An 18,312-nucleotide genomic window follows, 5' to 3' on the forward strand; every position below is an offset into this window, starting at 1 on the left:
TTCGCAAATCAAGCCAGGAGAGTTCTGTCCAGGAGTGCGGCGAAAGTGATGAAGCCAGCGAAGGAAGAGGCTGTTTTCTCCGAACGCATGGCAAGCCTCTTGTGAGCCTTCATGCGCTGGAAAAAGTTTTCGACGAGATGGCGCGTGGCGTAGTTCTGGCGGTCAAAGGGCTGTGGCTGCTCGTCGAGGGTCTGGTAGCCTTTGCGCGGGATCGTGCTGCCAGCGGCCCGTGCTCTATGAGTGCCTGACGGAACGCTAGGCTGCCGAAGCTTTGTCGCCCACCACATGCGTGCCGCGAAAGGACTCAAGCATCAGACGGACGGCGGTGAGGTCGTGGAAATTGCCCGCGCACAACACGAAGTCGCAGAGCAGGCCGTCTTCATCAACGGCAGCCAGCAGTTGGGTGGTCATCCCTCCACGCGACAGCCCGATGGCCTGCTGCTCACGCCGCAGCTTAGGTCCCTGCAGACCGTGCTGATGGACTTTGATGTAGCTGCCATCGACATGTCGCAGCAAGCCCTTGGCCTTCTTGCCCAACCACGCCACCAGCGTCCCACACCCGCAGAGGCACCAGCGCCTGAACTGCGAATAGACCGTTGTCCAGAGTCCATAGCGCACAGGCAGGTCTCTCCATGGATCACCAGTGCGTAGGATGTGGAAGAAAGCCTCCAGATGCAGAGCCACGATTTTGGGCCTGCGCCCTCTTCGCCCTGCCCAGCGTTGTTGCACTACAGAATGAATGAAGAAGCCCTGTCACGCAGGGCGGTTTGCAGACTCCGGGTCAGTTTGTTGAACATGGCAGCCTTTCAACTTCAGCCCTGCACCAACCTTGCAGAAAATGCGTTCCATTTGCGAAGACACCGCCTAGACTTTAAGCGCCATATTCATCAGCGGTCGTTACGCATTCGTAACCGCAGCTATCTTGAGGGGAGGGAACCATCTGCGAAAGACGGCGCACTCATGTTGGCGCTTTCTTCCCCGTGCCCCATTTCATCATCTGCTCCAGACGGCAGGCTGCCTCGCAGCCATGTTGTGCCCCAGCGTGGTGACTGCACAGGAAGAAACCAGTGCTCCCACCGCCCTATCCCAGCTCGGACGGCTCTACATCCGCGAGTATCGCGCTCGCGAAACACCAAGATCAAACCCATCGATATCGAAAAGGCTGTGTATCCCTACTTGGGACCTGGCCGCTCGGAAAACGACATCGAACAGGCACGTGCCGGTCTAGAGAAAGTGTACCGCGACCTAGGCTACCAAAGCGTCTATGTGGAAACTCCGCGCCAGAGCGGCTCGCGTGGCGTGATCTACTTCAACGTCGTCGAGGCCACCGTGGGCCGCCTCCGCGTGAAAGGGGCGAAGTACTTCCTCCCCAGCGAGATCGAAAAGCATGCGCCATCCATGGCGGAGGGGCAGGTGCCAGACTTCAATGAGATCCAGAAGGACATCGTAGCGCTCAATCGCTGGCGTGATCGCAAAGTCACGCCTGAGCTGCGCCAGGGCATCGTCCCCGGTACGGTGGATATCGATCTCAATGTGGAAGACTCACTTCCGCTGCACGGCAGCTTCGAGCTGAACAATGTCTATAATGCCAACACCGTCCTGCGACTCAGCGGCTCCCTCAGCTATGGGAATCTGTGGCAGCTCGGACACACCCTGGGCACCAGTTTTCAGATCGCTCCAGAGAAGCTCTCTGATGGCACCGTCTTCTCCCGCCTATTACAGCGCTCCGCTGGAAAATGGGTGGACTGCCATGCTCACTGGCACATGGCGGGACAGCAACATCAGCACCCTCGGTGGCGGCACCGTGGTGGGCAAGGGCAGCATCTATGGCCTACGCTTCATGAAGACACTGCCCGCAGAGAAGGGTTGGTTTCACTCGTTGAGCTTCGGTATCGACTTCAAAGACTTCGTGCAGGACATCACTGCGGGTGGAGCGCTCATCGCCTCACCCATCACGTATTCCCCTTCACCATTAGTTACTCGCTCAGTCATCTGGCAGAGCGCAGTTTCTGGAATTCAATGCATCCGCCGTCTTCCACCTGCGTGGCATGGGTGGTTCCCAAGAGGTTTTCCAACCGGCGATTCAAGGCGCAGGATAATTTCTTCTACCTCCGTGCGAGATCTTTCTCCACGCGTGATCTCGATCATGGGCTCCAGTTTACTCACGCGTGCAAGGACAGGCCTCCCCATCACCGCTGATCAATACCGAGCAGATCGCTGCAGGCGGCATCAGCACGGTGCGTGGCTACCTCGTTGCGACCCAGCTCGGTGACGGCGGCATCATCGGATCGATGGAGCTACGCACGCCAGCTTTATCGGAGACGGCAAGGGATAAGAACAATGAATGGCGGGCCTACGCCTTCGCAGATGCCACTACAGCTCTTCGTCAATGCCACCCTGCCGGTGAAGAGCGGACTCAGTCACTCGCCAGCATCGGTATCGGTTCACGCCTGCGCTGGAAGGAGCACTACTTCGGCTCGCTCGATATCGGCATGCCCCTCATCACGCAGCCAAACTCCATCGCGCAGCACCTTAACATGACCTTCCGCCTCGGAGCCGACTTCTGATTCCTCACTTCTCACCTCCCCCATGCTCAAACTCCTCTGCCTCCTCACACTCTCCGTCGCACTGCATGCTGCGGAAGAAAAGCTCTGGCTCGATCCTGGCTACACCATTCGCAAGAAGATCGACATCGACACCAAAGCGGCCGCCATCACCGATCCACTCGGCACCAGCGCCGTGCTCGTGCGGCTCCATGAAGGCGTATTCAGCTTCCTCTCCGCCAGAGAAGACGGCGGCGATCTACGCTTTACCGCCGATGATCACAAAACTGTACTCAAGCATCATGTCGAAAAGTGGGACTCTCTGCTCAATGAAGCCTACGTCTGGGTCCAGGTGCCGGATTTGAAGCCAGCCGCAGCCACAACCATCTGGCTCTACTACGGCAATGCAGCCGCTCCAGCCGCGGAGGCAGCCAAAGAGACCTACACAGCCGATAGCGTGCTAGTGTACCACTTTGCGGATGCAGCGAAAGTCGCCAGCGATTCCTCCCCTACCGGAGCGAATGCCGAAGGAGCACCTCCACCAGCCGCAGGCGCACTCATCGGCAGCGGATTGCGTGTTTTCGGTCAGGTACCAGTCAAAACCCCAGCCCCACCTCTCCCAGATTGGTTCCCCGGCGGTCCGCTGACCATCTCACTCTGGGTAAAGCCCTCTGCGCTTGCTGCGGATGCGGTTTTTGCTCGCCCGCCGAGATGGGGCGAACGCCTTCATCCTCGGTCTGAACAACGGCGTGCCCTTTGTCGAAATCAATAAGCAGCGCAGCAGCCCTGGAGCGCCTATCGCCGCCAGTGCGTGGACACACATCGCGGCTGTGCATGATGCAGGCACCACCACCCTCTTTGTGAATGGCAAATCTTACGGCCAACTCGCCGCAGCGATGCCTGCACTCAAAACACCCCTGGAAATCAGCAAGGACAGCACTGGCACCGGACTCACAGGCTACACTGGCGAGCTCGATGAGCTGCAAATCGCCAAAACTGCACGGCCTGCGGGCTTCATCGCCTTTGCAGCCATCAATCAAGCAGCACGGCAGAGGCACAAAGCTCCTCACCGTCGGCTCGGATGAATCGGCGACCACGAGGAAGAAAGTGAGATGGCAAAGCACCTCACCCTCATCAAAGACATCTCCAAGACCTCACCTTCGACGGCTGGGTGGTTATTTTCCTCTGCACACACTGCTCGCCATCGTCGGTTGGGCCATCGCACTCGGGAAGTTCTTCTACCTGAACACCATCGAAAAGGCCTCCAAGGAGTTCCTGAAGCGCTGGCACAGCATTTCTTCCGATCTGACTGCCATCGACACCGAAGACGAAAGCGGTGTCAAATCCCTCGGCGGCACCGCCAATGCCAAATCCATGCGTTTGATGCGCAAATCGCCCTGTATCAAATTTACCACCTCGGCGGCGAAGAGATCAATCACCGCATCAAAAACAGCTCTGGCACGATTGAGAAAAAAGACGCCACCAAGCCGACCAAAGGACTCAGCTGTCGCAGCATCCAAGCCATCAAAGCCACGCTGCACGGTGGCATGGTGCGTGAGGTGCAGAAGCTCAATGGCAAGCTCGTCTTCCTCACCATCGGCATCGCAGGTGGTCCTTACCTGGGTCTGCTCGGCACCGTGATCGGTGTGATGATCACCTTCGCCGTCATCGCCAAAAGCGGTGAGGTGGAGGTCAATAGCATCGCTCCTGGTATCGCTGGCGCTTTGCTCGCCACGGTCGCTGGCCTCGCCGTCGCTATCCCGGCTCTCTTCATCTACTCCTACCTCAGCTCTCGCATCAAAGACGTGGTCACCAACATGGAGACTTTCATCGACGAGTTCATCGCCAAAATGGCCGAACACCACAAGGAGGCCTAATCTACCATGCAAGCAGACAACAAGAGCTACGATGACATCAACGTCACGCCCATGGTGGATCTCTACCTGGTGCTGCTGCTGATTTTCATCATCATGACCACCGCAGGAGTGCAGGGCGTGAAGGTCAATCTGCCGCGTGGTGGCCCAGCGTCCGCCAAGCCGCTGGAAGGGCCTAAAATGCAGGCCATCACCATCAACACCGAGGAAAAGTCTTCCTCAATACCATCCCCGTCACACTCGATGAGCTCGCCACTAAGCTGGAGGCCATCAAGTCCGCCACACCCGAGTTCCCCGTCGTCATCCGTGGTGACAGTGCCTCTCAATACCAGGGCATCATGGATGTGCTGAACGTTGTAAGCCGCCTCGGCATCACCCAGATCGGACTCGCCACTCCAGGCGAAAAATAATCCACCGCCATGAGCACCAAAAACTTCTCAGACGATGACGAGCCCGGCTTTCTCCGCCGGAATCTCGTCATGATCATTTTGGGTCTCCTCTCTCTGGGTGGGGGTGGGTATTATTTCGCCACGGCCAAGCCTTCAAAAGAAACCAAGCCCAAAAAGAAAATGGACATGGTCATGGTCATGCCGGTGATGCCACCGCCACCACCGCCTCCTCCTCCCCCACCACCCAAAGAAGAGCCCCCACCCGAGGAAGAGAAACAAGAAGAAGAAATGGCCGCCGAGGAAGAACCTCCACCGGATGCCCAGGACAAGCCAGCCGACAAACCCGCAGACGAACCCATCGGCACCGCTATCGCAGGTGGTGATGGCAGCGGACTCGGTCTCGGCGGCGGCACCGGCGGCGGTGGTGGCATGATCGGCGGCACCGGCAAAGGCTACTCCGAGCGCGGACGCTGGCAGGGCAAATTCGGCCGTGCCGTGCAGGACATCCTCTCCCGTGATCCCGCACTAAAATTCGCCAAAGGCAGCACCCCATTCCGCGTCTGGCTGGATGAATCCGGCCGCATCACCCGCGTCAAGCTCAACGGCACCACTGGCAATGCCGCACAGGATGAGACCCTGCGAGAGCGAGCCCTCGTAGGGCAGATTTTGAGCCAGCACCTCCAGGCACCCCATGCCAGTCATCATGCGCTTCACCGGCCGCTAAACCTTCCTTTCCCCACACATGCTTCACCGCACTCTCATCTCCCTGCTCTGCGCCAATGCTGCGCTCGCTCAGACCACTGAGCTGCCACTACCACTGCTCGCCGAAGTCACACCACCACCCGCCGTCAAGGATGCTGTAAAACAAGCCGCCACCGCAGCTTCCACAACAGCAGCATCCGCCGCAACTGCACCTGCTGCCGCCACGGCACCCACCATGCGTGCACCGACAGAGAATCCGTCCACACCTGCCGCTACATCCGCAGCTCCCCCAGCTGCTAAAGCCGTTCCCAGCCCATCCGAGCCATCCGCAGCAGCAGGTGCGGACATCTCACTGGAAATCCCGCCGCCCAATGGCCTGCTGCCACCATCCAGCAACGCTCCACGCCCCCCAGCCGCCTCGATATCCGAGAACGTCACCATCAATCTCATCAACCGCCTCGTACAGCGCGGCGCATTGACCAAAGCGGATGCGGATGACCTCATCAAGCTCGCTGAGCAAGACGCAATCATGGCCCAGCAGCAAAAGCAGGCCCTTGCAGAAACGCAGGCCGTCGTCGCATCACAAAATGCCATCCCACCGCTGGAGCCCGACAAAGAAGAAGTCCGCGTCACCTACATCCCAGAGTCCGTCAAAGAAGAAATTCGCACACAGCTCCGTAGCGAGCTCACTGCCGAAATCCGCCCACAGAGCTGGGCCTCCGATGAGTCCATCCCCGGCTGGACAAAGCGCTTCCGGCCCTATGGCGACATCCGCATGCGCTATGACATGTTCATGTTTCCCACAGGAAATGATAATCTAACCGGTGCTTTCCCGAACTTCAATTCCATCAACACTGGAGCCCCCTTTGATCTCACCAATGCTGCAGGCACTCGCCCGCCCCAGCTCAATGTCGATCAAGATCGTGAACGTGCTCGTCTGCGCATGCGCCTAGGCTTTGACATCGACCTCGAAGACGGCTTCACCGCAGGTATTCGCCTCGCCACGGGTGGAAACAACTCCCCTGTCTCCACCAACCAGACTCTCGGCAGCACCGGTAGTGGCAGCCCAGCGCAGGGAGGGGGCTTTTCGAAATATGAACTCTGGCTTGATCGTGCTTTCATTCAGTACGAATCCGGCTTTCACAAGCATGGCAAGCTGATGGTCTGGCTCGGGCGCTTCGACAATCCCTTCCAGACCAACAGCCAAATCATGTGGGATGAAGACGTGGGCTTAGACGGCATCGCTTTCAAAGTATCTGACAAAATCACCAGCGGATTGGATGGATTCTTCACCGCAGGTCTGTTCCCCGTTTTCACCAGTTATTTCAACTTCGGCTCCAACAACGCTGCCAAATGAAAGCTACAACAAATACCTCATCGCCGCACAGATGGGAGTGCAGTTCAAGATCACCGACGACATCGTGGTGAAATCCAGCCTCGCCTACTATGACTGGAAAAACATCGAAGGCCGCTTTTCCAGCCCCTTCGTCCCAGCCAGCCCCAATGACGCTGGCGATACAGATAACAGCCGTCCGCTGTTTGCCCAAAAAGGCAATACCTACCGCCCGATTCGCAACATTACGCCCACCCCAGGAGCCGCACCTGGAGGCAATCTCAACGGCACCATCAACCAATACCAATACTACGGTCTCGCCACCCAGTTCCGCCAGCTCGCATGGAATGGACGTGTCGATTTCAATCACTACGAGCCCATGCAAATCTCACTCCTCGGTGAATACATCAAGAACCTGGGTCTCGATCGCGGTGCGATGAACGATCTGGCCCGTGCAGACCGCGTCGTGAACAATCGCAGCGGCGGCACTGGTGCTTGGGAAGGTGGCGACACCGCCTGGTTCATGGGTCTCAATGTCGGCAAGCCCATCACCGCCTTCGACAAGCGTGGCGACTGGGCTCTCGGCCTCGGCTATCGCCATGTCGAGTCAGATGCGGTCATCGACGGCTTCACCGATTCCGTCTTCGGCTTCGGCGGCACCAATATGGAGGGCTACACCCTCAATGCTGCCATGGCCGTCTCCAAGCGCACCTGGCTACGCCTCGCCTACATGAGTGCTGATCAGATCGCTGGTCCACAAATGCGCTCAGACGTCCTCCTCTTTGACTTCACCGCCAAGTTTTGATCCATGAAAAAGTCTCTCGCTCTCCTTTTCATCCTTATCGCCGCCTCCGCACCTGCCCAGGAGGCCGAGGACGCAGCCATGACCGCTCTCCGGCGCATGCGTGACCAGCTCCGCACCGTCATGCTCCAGCAACAAAAAACGGAAGCAGACCGCGCCGCCCTAGCCGCAGAAAAACCACTCTCGAAGAGAAAATCACCACGCTGGAGGCCAATCTCAAAAAACTCGCCAAAGACAGCAACGAGCAAAAAAACGCCGACTCGAAGGAGATCGAGTCCCTGAAGGCCAAAACCGCCCAGCAGGAGGCCACCATCGCCAAACTGCTCGAAAACAACGCCCTCTGGAAAAAAAGCCACACTGAGGTCACCACGACCGCGCAGAAAATCGAGACCCAGCGCCAAGAATACGCCGCCCGCGTCATCCTCACTGACCGCAAGCTCGCCGAGTCCGAGCGCAAGAATCGAGAGCTCTACGCCATCGGCTCAGAAGTGCTCTCCAAATACCAGGGCTTCAGCCTCGGAACCGCACTCACCGCACGCGAGCCCTTCACCAAGAACACCCGCGTCAAACTCGAAAACTACATCCAAGACTACGGCGACCGACTCGAAGATAACCGCGTGCAACCTGACGATGCGCCCAAAAAAGCAGCCGCCGTCGAGCCTGTGCCTGCCGCCACGCCAGCTCCAAAATCCGAAGCTGCAAAACCCGTCTCCAAGGAAGAAGCCGCAGCTATCCAGGAGCCTGCCCGCACCCAATGACCCATCCCCGATGCATCCTGATGAACTGGCTCCGACTGCTGACCCTTTCAGCATTCGTCAGCCCTCACTTGTCACATGCAGCCGAGGACGCCGTCATCGCCCGCATCGGAGAAATCATCCTGAAAAGCTCCGAGCTCGAAAACCCTGGCGCACTCTCTGAGCCCGCCCTGCGCAAACTCATCGAGGCCATGCTCGTGCAGCGAGTCGTGCTCAAAGAGGCCCTGGAGAAAAAATGGGATCAGCAGCCCGAAACGCAAAAATTGATCCAAAACACCCGCGAGGCCGCCATCACCGACAGCTACCTCAAAAAGCTCTGTGAGCCCCCAGCGGACTATCCTTCCGAAAAAGAGCTCCAGGATGCCTACGAAGCCGCCAAGCACCGACTGACCGTCCCACGCTCCTACCGGCTTGCGCAGATTTTCGTCAGCGAAGACCGCCTCGAAGCCGTACAGGCACGTTTGAAGGCCGAACCGGCTCAATTTGGCCAGATCGCTCGCGAAATGAGCGAGGAAACCCAAAGCGCCGCCCGCGATGGCGAGATCGGCTGGGTGAGTGAACCGCAGATCCAGCCAGAAATCCTCGCCCGACTCCCAAAGCTCGTATTGAACACCCTTTCTGAGCCCCTGCGCCTCGCCGACGGCTGGCACATTATGAAGGTGCTCGATGTCCGCACCGCTCACACGCCCTTCTTTGCGCAGGTGCGCACCCAGCTCGTCCAGCAGCTCCGTACCGAGAAGACCCGCGCCACCATGCGGGCATATATGTCGAAATTGTTACAGCAACACCCTGTCGCCGTGGACGGGGTAGCGCTGTCTAAGCTGGCCTCACCGTCCAAACCCTGACCACCCTTTTCATGCTCGCCAAACGCATCATCGCCCATTTCATGATCCTCCTGATCGCCCTGCCACCGCAGGCCGTGATGGCTGACATGCTGACGCAAAACACCCTCGGCACCACCGGTCAGGCCGCAGGCACCGCAGCGGACACCAGCACTGCCACAGCCAATGCAGTGAATCCTGCCGTAGCCGCTGCACGAGGCCCGCGCTGCCGCACAGGACATGCTCACGCGCAACACTCTGGCGCTACAATCCGTGCAGGCCATGCAGGAGGCTGCACGCGCTGCTGCTGCCACCATGAATAACGCCGGCATGAACCCCAACCTCCCCGGAACCATGCTGCCGGATGTGCCGAATGGTCTCGGAGTCGGTGGACTCGATCTGAACCACATCGTCAGCGGAGCGAATGCGCCAGTGCAGTCTTTGGAGAATGCACGCAGCATCGTCACCATCCAGCAGACGCAGCAGCAGGCCATGTTGGAGTGGAATACATTCAATGTGGGGCGACAGACCACAGTTAGGTTTGATCAGAGCAACACGGGGGCAGCGCCAGCTAGCAGCGTGGCCTTCAATCGCGTGACAGACCCGAGCGGGAATCCGACGCAGATCCTCGGTAGCATCGAGTCCCAGGGCCAAGTCTATGTGATCAACCAAAACGGCATCATCTTCGGCGGTGCTAGCGTGGTGAATACCGGTGCCCTCACCGTCTCTTCACTCCCCATCAATGACAATCTCGTGAGCCGCGGCCTCTTGAGCAATCCAGACGCGCAGTTCCTCTTCTCCGCCACGGCCCAGGCCGCCGGCAACAAGGGGCCCACACCTGCCTACACACCGCCCGCGCCCCTAGCAGCGGCCGCATCGGTGACGTGATCGTACAGCCTGGTGCACAGATTACTGCCCCTACCTCCTCGGCCAACGTCGGCGGTCGCGTCGCCCTCATCGGTCCGAATGTGAAAAATGAAGGCAGCATCTACAGCCCAGACGGTCAGACCATTCTCGCCGCTGGCATGCAGGTAGGTTTTGATGCCCACAGCAGTGATGACCCCAGTCTGCGCGGCCTGGATGTGTATGTAGGCAGTGTCGGCAGCTACGGTGGCAGCGCCACAAACACGGGTCTCATCTCCGCCCCTCGTGGCAGCATCATCATCGCAGGAAAGAATGTCAGCCAGAACGGCTTTGTGCAGAGTAGCACCAGCGTCGCTCTCAATGGTCGTGTCGATCTCCAGGCGGAATACAATGCCATCGCCAATCCCAACTATGGCACCCCTAATCAGGGCGCGGCATTCGTCTATACCAGTGGCAATTCCACTGGCACCGTGAGTCTCGGCGCTGGATCGGTCCTTCAGATCCTCCCGGAGTATGCTAGCACCACCAAGGTGGTAGGAACCGAGCTCTCGCTCAAATCCCAGATCAATATGCGCGGCCTCGCCATCCACATGGCCTCTGGTAGCGTGGTGCATGCGCCGAATGCGAATGTGACCCTCAGCGCTGGCGTATGGGATTTACTCATCGGCTCTGGAACCACCCAATTGGACTTTGTTCAATCCGGTGGTCAGGTTTATCTCGATCAAGACGCTGTCATTGATGTTTCTGGCTCCACTGGAGTCGCCGCCACCATCTCTCAATACATCCTCACCGTGGATCTGCGCGGCGCAGAGCTGGCGGATGTGCCCTCCAGCGCAATGGCTCCCTGCGTGGTCAATCTGTCACTGTAGATATGCGCGAGAGCGGCACCCGTGCTGATGGGACCACCTGGTATGGCACACCGCTGGCCAATCTCACCGGCTACCTTGGCGTGATCGAGCGTGATGCCGGACAGCTCACCACCGCAGGTGGAACGGTCAATATCAATGCAGGCAGCTCCGTAGTGCTGCAAAACGGCTCCATCATTCGTGCAGCAGGCGGTTACCAGGATTTCGCCGGCGGAGCGGTGACCACCACTCGTCTTATCGACGACGGAAACCTCGTCGATATCGCCGATGCAGATCCCTCGGTCGTTTATGATGGCATTTATGATCCTAGCAGCACCACCATCGACCCGCGCTGGGGCGTCACGACCACCACCGATGGCATTTTCGCTGCAAATACACGCCTTGAGTCCGCACATGTCTTTGGTGGCGCAGGCGGCAGCGTCAGCATCAGTGCACCTGCCATGGCGCTGGATGGCACACTCGCGGGTGGCACCGTCACGGGCCCGCAGCAGCTCTCTGCCGCGCCGGCCTACAGCAGCCTCACGCTAAAATGGCAATCACAGCTCATTTCACGCACCAATCCGCAGTTCCCCCTCATTTCACCCACGCCACCCGCCATCACGTTCCGTGACACGGCCTCTACACTGCCCGCCGCAGCCGCTTTCGCGCTGGATGGCAGCGGTGCCCCTCTCGCGCTACGTAGTGAGCGCCTCGCGGCGGTAGATTTGTCCCCCACGCTGCTTACCACGCAGGGCTTTGGCTCGCTCGCAGTGCATAACGGAGATGGGAACATCAGCATACCTGCCGGAGTCACTCTGAACGTGCGTGCAGCAGGCTCCATCACTCTGCGCGGTGCCAATGTGGATGTGCAGGGCGGCATCATCGCACCATCAGGCCGCATCGATCTCACCGCCTACAATATCTCTCCCTTTACCTCCGCGATCTTGTTGGAGAATGGCTCCACGGTGATGCCTGCGCCCAATGCAGGTCGTGGCATCATCTCTGTGGGCACCGCTGCACGTCTAAGCACCGCTGGCCTGATCATCAATGACCGTGCAGACGCTCCGGCACCTCTCACCGTGCCGCACAGCGTCACAGGCGCAGGTAGCACGCTCGATGGCGGCACTATCTCCCTGGATGGTTATAGTATCGATCTGCTCACGGCCAGCATGCTGGATGTCACTGGCGGTCTGGTCGCTGGAAAAGGTATCACCTACGGGGATGCTGGAACCATCAGCCTGCATGCCGGGCGTGATCCGATCCTGAAATCTCTCCTCGGTGGCCATCTCGATCTTGGTAGCACACTACGCGGCCTCTCTGGCGCAGAAGGTGGCTCTCTCGACCTCCTAGCGCCGGTCATCCAGATCGGTGGCACCACTACGAATCCGAACGCATTGCTGCTGGAGCCAGAGTTTTTCAGCCAAGGGGGCTTCAGTCATTTCAAAATGACCGGTCTCGGCTCTGACACCGTACAGCCCGCCGTCATCATCACGCCAGGAGTGCAGATCATGCCGCAGGTGCGCAGCCTACTCGCCGATGTCAGCCTTAACAACGGCATGAGCAGCCTTTTGCTCTCTGAGTTGCTCCAGCCAGAAGGTTATCGAAATACTGCCCATCTCGACTTTGAGGCACCAGGGGTCAAAGACAGTCTCACTCAGCTCATCCGCACCATCGGTCGTATCCAGATGGGTGCAGGCTCCAGCATCCTCACAGACGCACTTGGCAGCGTCACCATGCATGGGCAGGTCATCGACCTCCTGGGTGAAATCACTACTCCCGGCGGCAGCGTGGATATCCAGGGGGCGGACCACTATCCAGAAGACTCTCCTTCAGCCTTCGCCATCACCACGGTGCATGTCGGCTCCACGGCACGCGTCTCCACTGCTGGAAAAACAGTCTATCTCAATGACATCTACAACAACCGCCGCGGCCATGTGTATGCAGGTGGCAGCATCACCGTCAGTGGCAACATTGTCGCGGATGCGGGCTCTCTTTTCGACGTATCTGGGACCAGCGCCATCATCGATCTCCTTCCGCAAGAAGCAGGCCTCACGCTCGATAGCCTGAACGCCGTCTCACTGCTCATTCTCCCAGCGAATACCATCCCCACACTCGTCACCAGCAATGGTGGCTCTCTCACCTGGAAAGGCGCGGAGTTTTTGATCCCCCGCAGTACCATGGTCGGACTCGCAGGTGGCGCAGGGGCACAGGGGGGCGTCCTCAGCGTCTCATCCGGCCGATTTGTCCCTGTTGGTAATGCACGAGATGACAAGGAGACATCACTCACCGTCGCACAGAGCCTCGCGGGTCTGAGCGCTGCTACGCTGGATCGCGGCTGGTTCGCGGCCGATTCATTCCTCAGTGGCGGCTTCGATTCACTGCGCCTCGCCGGCAATGTGGACTTCCGTAATGCCGTGGACATCACCGCACGCGGCTATCTCAGCATCGCAGATGGCGGCGTCATCCGTGCGGATGCCCTCACACGCCTCACGGCAGCGTATGTCACACTCGGCAGGCCTCTAGCTCGTCCCACGCGGGATGAGGAACTGGTGAATCCTTTCCAGGTCAATGATTCAGCTGGTAGCCGCCCCAGCTACTTCTCCCCCACAGGTGGTGCTGGCAGACTGGAAGTCATTGCCGATCAGATCGACGCAGGCACGCTCTCGCTGCAAAACATCAGCTCCGCAGCGCTCACTGCACGGCAGGAGCTACGTGGCAGCGGCTTCCTCGACATCGCTGGTTCCTGGCCATCACCGCAGGTCAGATCGTTCCACTCACCGCATCGAACTTCACCATCACAGCCTCCCGTACGGGTAGCAGCGTCAGCATCTACTCCAGTGGCACAAATCCAGCCTTCCCCACTCCAGTGCAGGCGGGAGGCTGAACATCTATGCGCAGACCATTTCACAACACGGGGTTCTGCGAGCACCGTTTGGCAGCATCCAGCTCGGCTGGGGATGGCACCGGAACCGCCCCCAAGGGGCCTCATCACCAATACCAGCGTGCCCATCGCCCAGCAGATCACCCTCGGCGCAGGCAGCACCACATCCGTCTCCGCCATCGACCCTCGAACCGGCACCGGCGTGACCATCCCCTACGGCATCGTCAAAGACGGCACCAACTGGATCGACCCCACCGGCCTCGACATCACCGCCACAGGCGTGCCGGAGAAAACGCTGCGCGTTTCCGCACAGAACATCACCACCGAAGCAGGATCCACGCTCGATCTACGCGGCGGCGGCACCTTTACGGCTACCGCTGGATTCAGGGCAATGGTGGTAGCGCAGACATACTCGACACGCAGACCTCCTTTGCCCTACTGCCCGGTTATGTCTCCCAGTTCGCTCCCTACGCTCCCTTTGCCGCCTCCGGCATCTACGCCAGCAATCTCGGCGGGGACCTAGGCTATCAAAACACGGCACTGAATGCCGGAGATCGCGTTTATTTGAAGGATAATGCGCTACTCGCCGCTGGGAACTACACGCTGCTCCCGCTCGTTACGCACTGCTACCCGGAGCACTGCTCGTCACACCACTACAAGACGCACCCGTGGACTCACTTGTGAAACCAGGCGGCGCCGTTCTAGCCAGTGGCTACCGCTTCAACAGCCTCAATCCCACAGCGGGCGGCCAGGTGTACTCGCTCTTTGAAATCGCCCCACAAAACGTCATCCGAGTGCGCTCCGAATACGCGGACTACTCCGCACAGACACACATCCGCTCGGAGCAGCAGCGCCTCAGCCTACCCATCACCCGTGGCCCCCTGGATGCAGGCTATACGCTACTCAGTGCACAGCAGTCCATGCAGCTCGCTGGTGCTGTCAGTGCCGCAGGCGCTGCGGGTGGCCGTGGTGGCCGCGTGGACATCAGCAGCCCGCTGGACATCCTCATCACCACACCCGGAGCACCCGCGCAGAGTGGCAAACTCGTGCTCGATGCAGCCTTACTCAGCGCCTGGAATGCTGAGAGCCTGCTCATCGGTGGAGAACGCGACAGCACCGGCCGCGTCACCGTGCGCACCACCAATCTCACACTCGATAACGCTGGAACACCTCTCACCGGCGCTGACATCGTCCTGGCCGCGACCAGACCCTCACACTGGCTCCCAATTCTGTCCTCACTCAAGTCGGCACACAGAACGCCGCGGATGCCCTAGTCATCAATGGCAACGGCGCACTCGTCCGAGTCAGCGGTGTCGAAAATGCGCTCACTTCGCATCGGAGTCACCCCTCCACCACTGCCGCAGCTCATCATCGGAGCTGGAGCCGTTCTTTCGGGTGAGACCGTCACACTCGACTCCTCAAACATCACCACCACACTCTCCCCGGATGCGCTTCTGAATGCAGGTAGCCTCCAGCCCAGCAGTGGCCGCATCAGCGTCCTGCTGGACAACTCAGGAACTTTGCAGCCGCAGCCCGGTATGATCCTCGGTGGGGCGCTACTGACAGGCTTACGGGCTGCGGATTCGCTCTCGCTGCTCAGTTTACTCATCCATCGACCTTTATGGCACGGGAGCCCTGAACTTCGCGGGCGATTTGGAGCTTCATGCAGGCCAAATCCGGGGTTTAAATCAATCTATCGGTCAAGTGGCCATCACGGCAAAAAACCTCATTTTGGATAATAGCAGTCTCGGAACCACTTCGGGCATCGTTGCGCCATTTAGCGGCCTTTTGAGCCTCAATGCCGAAACCATCACGCTCGGTGAAAATGCTCTCGTGATCGATCAATACGCTGCCGTGGCCTTAAATGCCACTCGCGGCATGACCTTGCGCGATAGCGGCTCTCCGTGCTCAAAACGACCTACAAATCACCACCCCCTTTGTCCATCATGGAGAGCAATGCCATCCAGAGCATCGCTGCCAATGGTGCCTTGAGCCTCCCTACGTGGCAGCGCAGCCGTTACTCCTGCTACGCCCGGCCTGGGATCACAGCTCTCTACAAGGGGCATCTGTCTCTGTCGCCACAGATGTCTTGCTCCCCAGCGGGCTTATCTCCGTGCAGGCACTCACGGGTGACGTCACAGTGAATGGAAGGCTCGATGCCGGTGGCATTGCCCGCACCTTCTTTGATGCCACTCGCTTCACCAATGCCGGCCAGATCACACTCCAGGCAGATGCTGGCAATGTCAGATGTCGGCTCCACTGGCGTGCTGAACCTCGCCGCACCAGCTGCCGGCGGAAACGCCGGCCTGCTTGTCGTCAATGCGGCACAGCAACTTGAAATCGCAGGCAGCTTACTTGGCAGCGGTGTCAAAACCGGTTCCGTGGAAGTCGATGTGGGCACGTTGGCCTCCTTTGAAGATTTGAACAATCGCCTGAATGCCGGCTCCTTCACAGAAAGCCGCGATCTACGTGTGCGCAGCGGCAACGTCAGCATCGACGGTGTCGTCAATGCTAAAAGCTTCATTCTAGCCCTCGATGCTGGCTCTATCACCGTCAATGGCACCATCAACGCCGCTGGATCGACCGGTGGACGCATCAATTTGATCTCTAACGGTAACATCACCCTCAACAATGGTTCCGTCTTGAGCGTTCGTGGCACAGACTTCGACAGCGCAGGCAAAGGTGGCTCAATTTGGCTCAAAACCACCGGCGCAGGTCAGCGAACGTCGCTAGCGGCTCCACGCTCGATCTCAGCGTCGATGCACAAACTGCCTCTAAGTGCCTCACGCGGCCAATTTGGCGGGAAACTCCACCTGCGTGCGCCACAGAACGCCAGCTTCAACGATCTGCTCATCGATCCGCTCGCAGGAAGCGTGCTCGGAGCCTCCAGCATCGAGATCGAAGGCTTCCGCAGCTATTTATTCAATCAAAGCAATGTGCTGCTGCGTGCAGGCACGCTCGCCATCGCAGGTGAGCACCTCACCACCACAACCATCCACAGCAATAACACCAGCTTTATGGCGAACCACGCCGCCATCACCACTCGCCTGCTCGGTGGTAATCCGGCACTGCAATCCATCTCCGTGCTTCAGCCTGGTGTGGAGATCGTCAATCGTGGTGGCAGCATCTCCCTGGGCACCGCGACCTCCGCCGCCGTGAATGACTGGAACCTTGCTAGCTTCCGCTACGGCCCGCAGAACGCCGCAGGGACGCTCACCATGCGTGCGGCTGGAAATCTGGAGTTTTACAATGCGCTCAGTGATGGCTTCACCCCTGTCACCACCGGCACCACGCCGCTCGTCGAGCGCCTCTGGCTAGCTCCCCTGAGTGCTCTCAATACCCAATGCCCGTCACCTCGCAAAACTGGAACCTACGCCTCACTGCCGGCGCAGATGTGAACGCTGCCAATGCCCGTGAAACCGCTTCCACCAGTTCCCTCGCGGCGAACACTGGCTCCCTGCTACTCGGCAAAGACGCTGGGCAAGCCGTGCCTACCAGCAATGCACCCGGCACAGCTGCGCTCACGCGTCTCGCCATCAATCCCACCAACAACACCGCCATCTCGGGCACGCCTACGGCTTCCAATCGCTTCCAAGTCATCCGCACGGGCACAGGCGACATCGAAATCAATGCTGGGCGTGATCCACAGTTCCTCAATCAATTCGCCACCATCTACGGCTGGTGTAACCGTGCCTGTGGCGACAACGATTTTCACCGCAGGCGATTTTGTTCTGCCAAACGTATCCGCCTCAGTCCCACAAAATGAGCTAGGTGCCGTGCAGCAGCTCCACACCCCACAATTCAGCATGGCGGGTGGCAATGTGAGCGTCAAGGCAGGCGCGGACATCCTGCACCTGACAAAGGACAATGGATTGCTGGTAGCAGACTCCTCCCGCCAGCTCCCAAACAATTGGCTCATGCGTCGTGGCTATGTGAATCCTGCTGGCGAATACGGTCTGATCAACGTGCGACAGAGCGGTGTGCAGCAAATCAATGATGTAGCGGCCTCCACAGCTTGGTGGGTCAATTTCACCAACTTCTTTGACGGAGTAGCCGCTCTCCGGTGGTGGCAATGTCGTCCTAAAGCTGGGCGCGATGTGCAAAACGTCAGCGCCCACGCAGCCACCAATGCCCGCGCTGCACGCGGCATGCCCAGTGCAGCAGGTGTCCTGGAACTCGGTGGTGGTGACGTGAGCGTAACGACCGGTCGCAACATCGACGGTGGCATCTATTACGTCGAGCGCGGCAGCGGAACGCTCACAGCAGGTGGAGAGATCACCACCAATGCTACTCGCAGCCTCTCGCTCGGCCGTTTGTCCTCTAGCCTCAGTGTCCAATCCCAGGACACTTGGCTGCCGACCACACTCTTCGCTGGAAAGAGCCAGTTCACCGTCACTGCGCGTGAAGATGTTCTTCTAGGCCCCGTAGCCAATACCTTCCTACTGCCACAGGGCCTGACCAATAGGCATTGGTACAAAACGTATTTCTCCACGTATGCGGAGA

Annotated in this window: 23 protein-coding genes and 1 pseudogene; 20 read left to right on the forward strand and 4 right to left on the reverse strand. The window is 59.1% G+C overall.

What is annotated here, in order from left to right; all coding sequences use genetic code 11:
- Positions 1-8 precede the first annotated feature (8 nt).
- Positions 9-287: a transposase gene (locus IPK32_08865; protein MBK8092078.1), complete on the reverse strand. Its 279-nt coding sequence runs from the start codon at positions 285-287 to the stop codon at positions 9-11.
- Positions 256-684, reverse strand: coding sequence for a transposase (locus tag IPK32_08870; protein ID MBK8092079.1), 429 nt, complete (start codon positions 682-684; stop codon positions 256-258). The genes IPK32_08865 and IPK32_08870 overlap by 32 nt, the downstream gene beginning before the upstream one ends.
- A gap of 348 nt (positions 685-1,032) precedes the next feature.
- On the opposite strand from IPK32_08870, the gene IPK32_08875 reads away from it, so the two are divergent.
- The 20 genes and pseudogenes from IPK32_08875 (at position 1,033) to IPK32_08970 (ending at position 17,575) form a co-directional block, all read left to right on the forward strand.
- The gene (locus tag IPK32_08875; GenBank protein ID MBK8092080.1) at positions 1,033-2,199 is read left to right on the forward strand and encodes a ShlB/FhaC/HecB family hemolysin secretion/activation protein; all 1,167 of its coding nucleotides are present in this window, start codon (positions 1,033-1,035) and stop codon (positions 2,197-2,199) included.
- Positions 2,169-2,567, forward strand: a complete 399-nt coding sequence (locus IPK32_08880) for a BamA/TamA family outer membrane protein (GenBank protein MBK8092081.1) — start codon at positions 2,169-2,171, stop codon at positions 2,565-2,567. Before IPK32_08875 ends, IPK32_08880 begins: the two co-directional genes overlap by 31 nt.
- Before the next feature lie 22 nt (positions 2,568-2,589).
- On the forward strand, positions 2,590-3,315 hold the full coding sequence (locus tag IPK32_08885) for a DUF2341 domain-containing protein (GenBank protein MBK8092082.1): 726 nt from the start codon (positions 2,590-2,592) through the stop codon (positions 3,313-3,315).
- Positions 3,293-3,628, forward strand: a complete 336-nt coding sequence (locus IPK32_08890) for a hypothetical protein (protein MBK8092083.1) — start codon at positions 3,293-3,295, stop codon at positions 3,626-3,628. The genes IPK32_08885 and IPK32_08890 overlap by 23 nt, the downstream gene beginning before the upstream one ends.
- A gap of 27 nt (positions 3,629-3,655) precedes the next feature.
- On the forward strand, positions 3,656-4,420 hold the full coding sequence (locus IPK32_08895; protein MBK8092084.1) for a MotA/TolQ/ExbB proton channel family protein: 765 nt from the start codon (positions 3,656-3,658) through the stop codon (positions 4,418-4,420).
- A 6-nt stretch (positions 4,421-4,426) separates the two neighbouring features.
- Positions 4,427-4,827 (forward strand): annotated as a pseudogene (locus tag IPK32_08900) (biopolymer transporter ExbD).
- Positions 4,828-4,836: 9 nt separating this feature from the next.
- Positions 4,837-5,610 (forward strand): hypothetical protein, encoded by a 774-nt coding sequence (locus tag IPK32_08905; protein ID MBK8092085.1) that lies wholly within the window; start codon positions 4,837-4,839, stop codon positions 5,608-5,610.
- Positions 5,549-6,865, forward strand: a complete 1,317-nt coding sequence (locus IPK32_08910) for a putative porin (GenBank protein ID MBK8092086.1) — start codon at positions 5,549-5,551, stop codon at positions 6,863-6,865. Before IPK32_08905 ends, IPK32_08910 begins: the two co-directional genes overlap by 62 nt.
- Positions 6,789-7,646, forward strand: a complete 858-nt coding sequence (locus IPK32_08915) for a putative porin (GenBank protein MBK8092087.1) — start codon at positions 6,789-6,791, stop codon at positions 7,644-7,646. Before IPK32_08910 ends, IPK32_08915 begins: the two co-directional genes overlap by 77 nt.
- A gap of 3 nt (positions 7,647-7,649) precedes the next feature.
- Positions 7,650-7,925: a hypothetical protein gene (locus tag IPK32_08920; protein MBK8092088.1), complete on the forward strand. Its 276-nt coding sequence runs from the start codon at positions 7,650-7,652 to the stop codon at positions 7,923-7,925.
- A 206-nt stretch (positions 7,926-8,131) separates the two neighbouring features.
- Entirely contained in the window at positions 8,132-8,401 is a 270-nt protein-coding gene (locus tag IPK32_08925) for a hypothetical protein (protein ID MBK8092089.1), read from the forward strand.
- A gap of 68 nt (positions 8,402-8,469) precedes the next feature.
- A complete protein-coding gene (locus tag IPK32_08930; GenBank protein ID MBK8092090.1) occupies positions 8,470-9,243 on the forward strand; it encodes a peptidylprolyl isomerase in 774 nt (257 codons plus the stop codon).
- Between the two features lie 11 nt (positions 9,244-9,254).
- Complete coding sequence (locus IPK32_08935; GenBank protein ID MBK8092091.1) at positions 9,255-9,542, forward strand: hypothetical protein; 288 nt, start codon at positions 9,255-9,257, stop codon at positions 9,540-9,542.
- Positions 9,543-9,549: 7 nt separating this feature from the next.
- On the forward strand, positions 9,550-10,107 hold the full coding sequence (locus IPK32_08940) for a filamentous hemagglutinin N-terminal domain-containing protein (GenBank protein MBK8092092.1): 558 nt from the start codon (positions 9,550-9,552) through the stop codon (positions 10,105-10,107).
- Entirely contained in the window at positions 10,104-10,952 is an 849-nt protein-coding gene (locus IPK32_08945; GenBank protein MBK8092093.1) for a hypothetical protein, read from the forward strand. The genes IPK32_08940 and IPK32_08945 overlap by 4 nt, the downstream gene beginning before the upstream one ends.
- A gap of 2 nt (positions 10,953-10,954) precedes the next feature.
- Positions 10,955-14,332 (forward strand): hypothetical protein, encoded by a 3,378-nt coding sequence (locus IPK32_08950; protein ID MBK8092094.1) that lies wholly within the window; start codon positions 10,955-10,957, stop codon positions 14,330-14,332.
- Between the two features lie 157 nt (positions 14,333-14,489).
- Positions 14,490-15,083, forward strand: a complete 594-nt coding sequence (locus tag IPK32_08955) for a hypothetical protein (GenBank protein MBK8092095.1) — start codon at positions 14,490-14,492, stop codon at positions 15,081-15,083.
- Positions 15,084-15,128: 45 nt separating this feature from the next.
- Positions 15,129-15,548 (forward strand): hypothetical protein, encoded by a 420-nt coding sequence (locus IPK32_08960; protein ID MBK8092096.1) that lies wholly within the window; start codon positions 15,129-15,131, stop codon positions 15,546-15,548.
- Positions 15,549-16,040: 492 nt separating this feature from the next.
- Positions 16,041-17,207: a hypothetical protein gene (locus IPK32_08965; GenBank protein ID MBK8092097.1), complete on the forward strand. Its 1,167-nt coding sequence runs from the start codon at positions 16,041-16,043 to the stop codon at positions 17,205-17,207.
- Positions 17,153-17,575 carry a hypothetical protein gene (locus IPK32_08970; GenBank protein ID MBK8092098.1) on the forward strand — a complete coding sequence of 141 codons (423 nt, stop codon included), beginning with the start codon at positions 17,153-17,155 and terminating at the stop codon, positions 17,573-17,575. The genes IPK32_08965 and IPK32_08970 overlap by 55 nt, the downstream gene beginning before the upstream one ends.
- A 1-nt stretch (position 17,576) precedes the next feature.
- Here the strand turns inward: IPK32_08970 and IPK32_08975 are convergent, their stop codons facing one another.
- On the reverse strand, positions 17,577-17,927 hold the full coding sequence (locus IPK32_08975; protein MBK8092099.1) for a hypothetical protein: 351 nt from the start codon (positions 17,925-17,927) through the stop codon (positions 17,577-17,579).
- 113 nt (positions 17,928-18,040) lie between these two features.
- The gene (locus tag IPK32_08980) at positions 18,041-18,301 is read right to left on the reverse strand and encodes a proprotein convertase P-domain-containing protein (protein MBK8092100.1); all 261 of its coding nucleotides are present in this window, start codon (positions 18,299-18,301) and stop codon (positions 18,041-18,043) included.
- Positions 18,302-18,312 lie beyond the last annotated feature (11 nt).

Source organism: Verrucomicrobiaceae bacterium (assembly GCA_016713035.1).
Classification (GTDB): domain Bacteria; phylum Verrucomicrobiota; class Verrucomicrobiia; order Verrucomicrobiales; family Verrucomicrobiaceae; genus Prosthecobacter.